A 6269-nucleotide genomic window follows, 5' to 3' on the forward strand; every position below is an offset into this window, starting at 1 on the left:
CTGTCGGGTGCCAGACCGTCTTCGTCTCCAGGAACGCCAGCAGCCGTTCCGTGCCCGGGTCGGCCGCCCAGTCCGTACCGGCGGCCGGGCGCAGCACCCGCTTGAGGTTGTCGGCCGCCGCCGTCTCCAGCTCCTTCGCCAGCTCCGGGTCGGCCGAGGCGCCCGCCAGGTCGAGGGCGTTCACGTCCTGGTGCGCGGCGAGCGGCGCGCCCAGTTCGGCGGTGCGGCCGGACAGCACGTTGACCACGCCGCCGGGCAGGTCGGAGGTGGCCAGCACCTCGCCGAGCGAGAGCGCCGGGAGCGGCGCCCGCTCCGACGCCACGAGCACCACCGTGTTGCCGGTGACGACCGCCGGGGCGATCACCGACACCAGGCCCAGGAAGGACGACTCCTGCGGGGCCAGGACCGCGACGACACCGGTCGGCTCGGGCGTGGAGAGGTTGAAGTACGGCCCGGCGACCGGGTTCGAGGATCCGGCGATCTGGGCGACCTTGTCGGACCAGCCCGCGTACCAGACCCAGCGGTCGACCGCGGCGTCCACCCGGGCGGCGGCCCTGCCGCGGGAGACGCCCTCCGCGGCGGCGACCTCGGCGGTGAACTGCTCGCGGCGGCCCTCCAGCATCTCCGCGACCCGGTAGAGGATCTGGCCGCGGTTGTAGGCCGTGGCGCCGGACCAGCCGGCGAAGGCCTTGCGGGCGGCGACGACCGCGTCGCGTGCGTCCTTGCGGGAGGAACGCGGGGCGTTCGCCAGCCAGTTGCCCTTCGAGTCCGTCACCTCGTACACCCGGCCGCTCTCGGAACGCGGGAACTTGCCCCCCACGTACAGCTTGTAGGTCTTCAGGACGCTCAGCCGCTGCTCGGACTTGCCAGACTTATCGGACATCGAGATACGCCTCCAGGCCGTGCCGGCCGCCTTCCCGGCCGTAGCCGGACTCCTTGTACCCGCCGAACGGCGAGGCCGGGTCGAACTTGTTGAAGGTGTTGGCCCACACGATGCCCGCGCGGAGCTTGTCCGCCGTCCACAGGATCCGCGAGCCCTTCTCCGTCCAGATGCCCGCCGACAGGCCGTACGGCGTGTTGTTGGCCTTCTCGACGGCCTCCGCGGGAGTACGGAACGTCAGCACCGACAGCACCGGGCCGAAGATCTCCTCGCGGGCGATCCGGTGTGCCTGGGTGACACCGGTGAACAGCGTGGGCGCGAACCAGTAGCCGGTGGCGGGCAGGTCGCAGGCCGGGGCCCAGCGCTCGGCGCCCTCCGCCTCGCCCGCCTCGGCGAGCGCGCGGATCCGGGCCAGCTGCTCGGGGGAGTTGATCGCGCCGATGTCGGTGTTCTTGTCCAGCGGGTCACCGACCCGGAGGGTGGCCATCCGCCGCTTGAGGGCGTCCAGCACCTCCTCGGCGACCGACTCCTGCACCAGCAGCCGGGAGCCCGCGCAGCAGACGTGGCCCTGGTTGAAGAAGATGCCGTTCACGATGCCCTCGACGGCCTGGTCGACCGGGGCGTCGTCGTACACGATGTTCGCGGCCTTGCCGCCCAGCTCCAGGGTGAGCTTCTTGTCCGTGCCGGCGGCGGTGCGCGCGATGGCCTTGCCGACCTCCGTGGAGCCGGTGAACGCGATCTTGTCCACGCCGGGGTGCGCGACCAGTTCGGCGCCCGTGGATCCGTCGCCGGTCACGATGTTGACGACACCGCGCGGCAGCCCGGCCTGGCGGCAGATGTCCGCGAAGAACAGCGCCGACAGCGGGGTGGTCTCGGCGGGCTTGAGGACGACGGTGTTGCCGGTGGCCAGGGCCGGGGCGATCTTCCACGCGAGCATCAGCAGCGGGAAGTTCCACGGGATGACCTGGCCGGCCACGCCGAGCGGCTTCGGGTCGGGCCCGTATCCGGCGTACGGCAGCTTGTCGGCCCAACCCGCGTAGTAGAAGAAGTGCGCGGCGACCAGCGGGAGATCGGCGTCCCGGGACTCGCGGATCGGCTTGCCGTTGTCCAGCGACTCCAGGACGGCCAGCTCGCGGGAGCGCTCCTGGACGATCCGGGCGATCCGGAAGAGGTACTTGGCCCGCTCGGCGCCCGGCAGGACGGACCACGTGCCGAACGCCTTGCGGGCGGCCTGCACCGCCGCGTCGACGTCCGCCGCGCTCGCCTGCGCGACCTCGGAGAGCACCTCCTCGGAGGAGGGCGACACGGTCTTGAAGACCTTGCCGTCCGCCGCCTCCCGGAACTCGCCGTCGACGAACAGCCCGTAGGACGGGGCGATGTCGACGACCGCCCGGGACTCGGGTGCCGGGGCGTACTCGAACGTCTTCGCCATGGGCGTGGATGGAGTCATGGGTTCAGTCCACCGTCACGTAGTCGGGACCGGAGTAGCGCCCGGTGCTCAGCTTCTGGCGCTGCATGAGCAGGTCGTTCAGCAGGCTGGAGGCGCCGAAGCGGAACCAGTCCGGCGTCAGCCACTCCTCGCCCAGGGTCTCGTTGACCATCACCAGATACTTGATCGCGTCCTTGGTGGTACGGATGCCGCCCGCGGGCTTCACCCCGACCTGTACCCCGACGGACGCGCGGAAGTCACGCACCGCCTCCAGCATCAGCAGCGTGACCGGCGGGGTGGCGTTGACCGCGACCTTGCCGGTGGAGGTCTTGATGAAGTCGGCGCCCGCCAGCATCGCCAGCCAGGAGGCGCGGCGCACGTTGTCGTACGTCTGGAGTTCGCCGGTCTCGAAGATCACCTTGAGGTGGGCGGCGCCGGAGCCCTCGCCCTCGCGCCGGCACGCCTCCTTGACCTGCCGGATCTCGTCGAAGACCTGGAGATAGCGGCCGGACAGGAACGCGCCCCGGTCGATCACCATGTCGATCTCGTCGGCCCCGGCGGCGACCGCGTCCCGGGTGTCGGCGAGCTTCACCGGCAACGCGGCCCGGCCCGAGGGGAAGGCGGTCGCGACGGACGCGACATGGATGTCAGCCGTCCCGGCCGCCGCGAGGGCGTCCTTGGCGGTCGCCACCATGTCGCCGTAGACGCAGATGGCCGCGACCCGCGGGACGGTGCCGTCGGCCGGGTCGGGGCGGCCGCCCTTCGCGCAGAGCGCCCGGACCTTGCCCGGGGTGTCCGCGCCCTCCAGGGTCGTCAGGTCGATCATCGAGATCGCCAGGTCGATGGCGTACGCCTTCGCCGTGGTCTTGATCGAGCGGGTGCCGAGGGTCGCGGCACGGGCCTGGAGGCCGACCGCGTCGACGCCCGGCAGGCCGTGCAGGAAGCGGCGCAGCGCGGCGTCGGAGGCGGTCACGTCCGCCATCGACGCCAGCCGCTGCGCGGCGGCGCTGCCGTACGCGGGTACTACGGGCTCTGAAAGCATGGTCACCAGGTGAGCATATCTACGCGCGTAGCAGCCTGTCACCCCCGCGGCGGACGCGGATCGGGACCGGAACCGCGCACGGCGGGGCGTCCGCGCCCCCGGGCCCGTGTCTCCCTGCCCCTCCCCGCCCCGGACCTCCGCCGGGGCGCCGGCCGGGGCCGGAACGCATCGATGCCGGAACGCAACGCGTCCCGCCCGGCTCGTCGGGCAGAATCTGCCCCATGACAAGCCCGGACGACTCCACCCCTCCGCAGCCCGGACCCGAATCCGAATCCGGGTCCGGACCGGTCTACGCCGACCGCGTCTACCGCTCCGGTTCGGCGATCGCCGGCGGAGTGCTGCTGCTCGCGCTCGCCGCCTGGCTCGGCCTCGACGCGCTGATCCGCGGCGAGGACCGGACGCCGTGGTACGCGCTGGCCGGGCTGCTCTGCGCGGTGCCGCTGATCATCGCCTTCACCCTCCGGCCCGCCGTGTTCGCCAACGCGGAGCGGCTCCGGGTGCGCAACCCGTTCCGTACGATCACGCTGCCCTGGGCGTCGGTCGAGGGCGTGCGCGCCGGGTATTCCAGCGAGGTCTTCGCCGCGGGTGGCGGCAAGTACCAGCTGTGGGCCGTCCCGGTGTCGCTGCGCGCCCGGAAGAAGGCCTCCCGGCGGGCGGCCCGGGCGGCGGCCGACGACCCGCACGGGAACACCTCGCCGCACGCCGGAGTCGCGGGCGGCGACCGGCGCGCGGCCGCCGACCAGGCGATCGACGAACTCCAGGAACTGGCCGAACGGCAGGCCTCGAACGAGGCGGCCCGGGGCGAGCCGGAGGTGCGCTGGGCGTTCGAGGTGCTGGCCCCGTCCGCGGTCGGCGCGGTGCTGATCCTGGTGCTGTCGCTGCTGGGCTGACCTCGCGCGAACGCACGGGGAAGCGTCACGGCGCGCCCGGATACAGCAGCAGCATGTGGCCGCCGATGTACGCGGAGGCCGCCGTCGCCCCGGCCAGGACCAGCAGTGCCGCGGCCGGGCGGGCCCGGGACACGGCCACCGCCGCCGGCAACAGCAGCGGGAACGCGGGCAGCAGGAAACGGGCGCGCGGGGAGTAGACGCCGGCGCTCCCGAGCACGATCACCAGCAGCGCCCCCGTGAACACCAGCAGCGCGAGCGGCTGCCGGTCGGCGAGACACAGCAGGAAGACCAGGAGCGACAGCAGCAGCGTGCCGGAGACGACGGCCAGGAAGAGAAACGGCCTGTCCAGCTGGGTGAGGTTGTGGCCGAGGATCTCCAGGGTCCTGGCGCCTCCGTCCCACTCGTTGCTCCAGTCCCGCTGTACGGCGAAGTAGCCGTCCCACTGCCCGAGCCGCAGGCCGACCCAGCCGACGTAGCCCAGCCAGCCCAGCGGCGCGAGGAGACCTCCTGCCAGGACCGCCCGGGTGCCGGGGCGGACGGCAGCGGCGGTGCCCTCCCGCGCGGTGCCGGGCCGGGCCGTTCGGAGGCGGCCTGTTCCGGCGCGGCCCGACGGGGCCCCGGTCCGGCCGGTGTGCTCCGTACCGGCGCGGCCCGATTCCGGCCGCTTCGCCCGGTGCGCCCGCCACAGCGCCGCGGCCGCCGCCACCGTGACCGCTGCCGCCACGGCGATCCCCGTGGGCCGGGTGAGGCCCGCGAGAGCCGCCAGGGCCCCGGCCCGTACCCAGCGTCCGGTCAGCACCCCGTGCAGCGACCAGGCCGCGAGGGCGGTGAACAGCGACTCGGTGTAGCCCATCCACTGGACGACGGACACCGGCGTCGCGCCCCACAGCACGGCGAGCACCGTCCCGGTCCGCCGTCCGTGCAGGGTGTCGCCCACGGCGAAGACGCCCCAGGCCGCCGCGACGGAGGCCGCGACGGCGGCGACGAGCCCGGCGGTGGCGGGGGAACAGGGGAGCAGTCGGCCGACGGCGCTCAGCACGGCCGGGTGGAGCGGGAAGAAGGCGAGGTTGCTGTGCCGGTCGCCGGCCCGGACCTCGGAGTCGTAGCCGTGCTCCGCGATGCCGAGGTACCACTCGGCGTCCCAGCCGGTGGCCAGCAGCGCCCACAGGTCCTCGCCCTCACCGTCCGCCCAGTTGGCCACCACCAGGAGTCCCGTGAGCCGGACGAGGGCGAACCCGGCCAGGGCGGGCGCGGCGTGCCGCAGGGGCGCCAGGAGGCCGCGCCCGCGAGGGGCGGAACGTTGTCGGCTGCGGCGGGCCGGGGGCGCCGGGGTGTTGGAGGCGTCGGACGGGCTCACCGGGGCTGCGGAAGTCGGCACGCAGGTGCCCTTCCCGCGCGGTGGGCGGGCGAGCGGCGCGCTGGGGCAGGCGCACCAGCGGAATCACCCGTGCGGGCGCCCCGGGGTTCCGTGTGACTCGTGAAACCGGCGACCGGCGGGAGCCCCGTCGCGCTGGGCTTGGTCTCCCGACCGCCCCCTCCACCGCGCCCGGGAAAACCGGCCCGCCGCCCGCCCCGCAGGTCCGGACACGCACACCCACCCGGTGCCGGAAGCCCCGCCCCCCCCCGCTCGCCGTTGCCCGCGTCCGGAGGAGCGGGCTGATCCGCGCGGGCCCGGGTGCGCGGGGCCGGGTTCACGCACCGTCCGTGCACGGGGCCAGAGGCACGAGCCCGGGGCCCGAGCCCAGGCGTACGGGTCCACAGGCACGAGCCAGGTGTACGGGTCCACCGGCACGAGCCAGGTGTACCGGCCCGGGGCACGAACCCAGGTGTACCGGCCCAGGGCACGAACCAGGTGTACGAATCCAGGGGCACGAGCCCACTTGTACGCACGGTTCCAGGTGCATGCACCGGTGTCCGGATGCCCGGACCACACGACGGGCGGCAGCCGGGGGACGGCGGGAGGGGACGGGTCCGGAGGGAGGGGGGTCCTCCACGCTTACGTGTATTTGTGGCCGCCACCACCGGGCG

The 6269-nt window shown here is 73.9% G+C and carries 5 protein-coding genes; 1 reads left to right on the forward strand and 4 read right to left on the reverse strand.

Annotation, left to right across the window (positions count from 1 at the left end):
* The 3 genes from GCU69_RS20105 to deoC all read right to left on the reverse strand — a co-directional run.
* A partial coding sequence (locus GCU69_RS20105) for an aldehyde dehydrogenase family protein (RefSeq protein ID WP_156206801.1) occupies positions 1-883 on the reverse strand: 883 nt, incomplete at its 3' end.
* Positions 873-2330 (reverse strand): aldehyde dehydrogenase family protein, encoded by a 1458-nt coding sequence (locus GCU69_RS20110; RefSeq protein ID WP_235978590.1) that lies wholly within the window; start codon positions 2328-2330, stop codon positions 873-875. The genes GCU69_RS20105 and GCU69_RS20110, both read right to left, overlap by 11 nt.
* 4 nt (positions 2331-2334) lie before the next feature.
* The gene (deoC, locus tag GCU69_RS20115) at positions 2335-3351 is read right to left on the reverse strand and encodes a deoxyribose-phosphate aldolase (protein ID WP_176604614.1); all 1017 of its coding nucleotides are present in this window, start codon (positions 3349-3351) and stop codon (positions 2335-2337) included.
* A 221-nt stretch (positions 3352-3572) separates the two neighbouring features.
* Between deoC and GCU69_RS20120 the strand changes: the two genes are divergently transcribed.
* Complete coding sequence (locus tag GCU69_RS20120) at positions 3573-4241, forward strand: PH domain-containing protein (RefSeq protein WP_156206802.1); 669 nt, start codon at positions 3573-3575, stop codon at positions 4239-4241.
* A 25-nt stretch (positions 4242-4266) separates the two neighbouring features.
* Here GCU69_RS20120 and GCU69_RS20125 read toward each other — a convergent pair whose 3' ends face one another.
* Positions 4267-5619, reverse strand: a complete 1353-nt coding sequence (locus tag GCU69_RS20125) for a hypothetical protein (RefSeq protein WP_235978591.1) — start codon at positions 5617-5619, stop codon at positions 4267-4269.
* Positions 5620-6269: the final 650 nt, after the last annotated feature.

The sequence above is a fragment of the Streptomyces lycii genome, from assembly GCF_009735685.1.
Lineage (GTDB): Bacteria > Actinomycetota > Actinomycetes > Streptomycetales > Streptomycetaceae > Streptomyces > Streptomyces lycii.

Bases quoted from the DNA above. Each gene is read 5' to 3' on its own strand.
- GCU69_RS20110 (WP_235978590.1), bottom strand. From the start codon at position 2,330: ATGACTCCATCCACGCCCATGGCGAAGACGTTCGAGTACGCCCCGGCA.
- GCU69_RS20120 (WP_156206802.1), top strand. From the start codon at position 3,573: ATGACAAGCCCGGACGACTCCACCCCTCCGCAGCCCGGACCCGAATCC.
- deoC (WP_176604614.1), bottom strand. From the start codon at position 3,351: ATGCTTTCAGAGCCCGTAGTACCCGCGTACGGCAGCGCCGCCGCGCAG.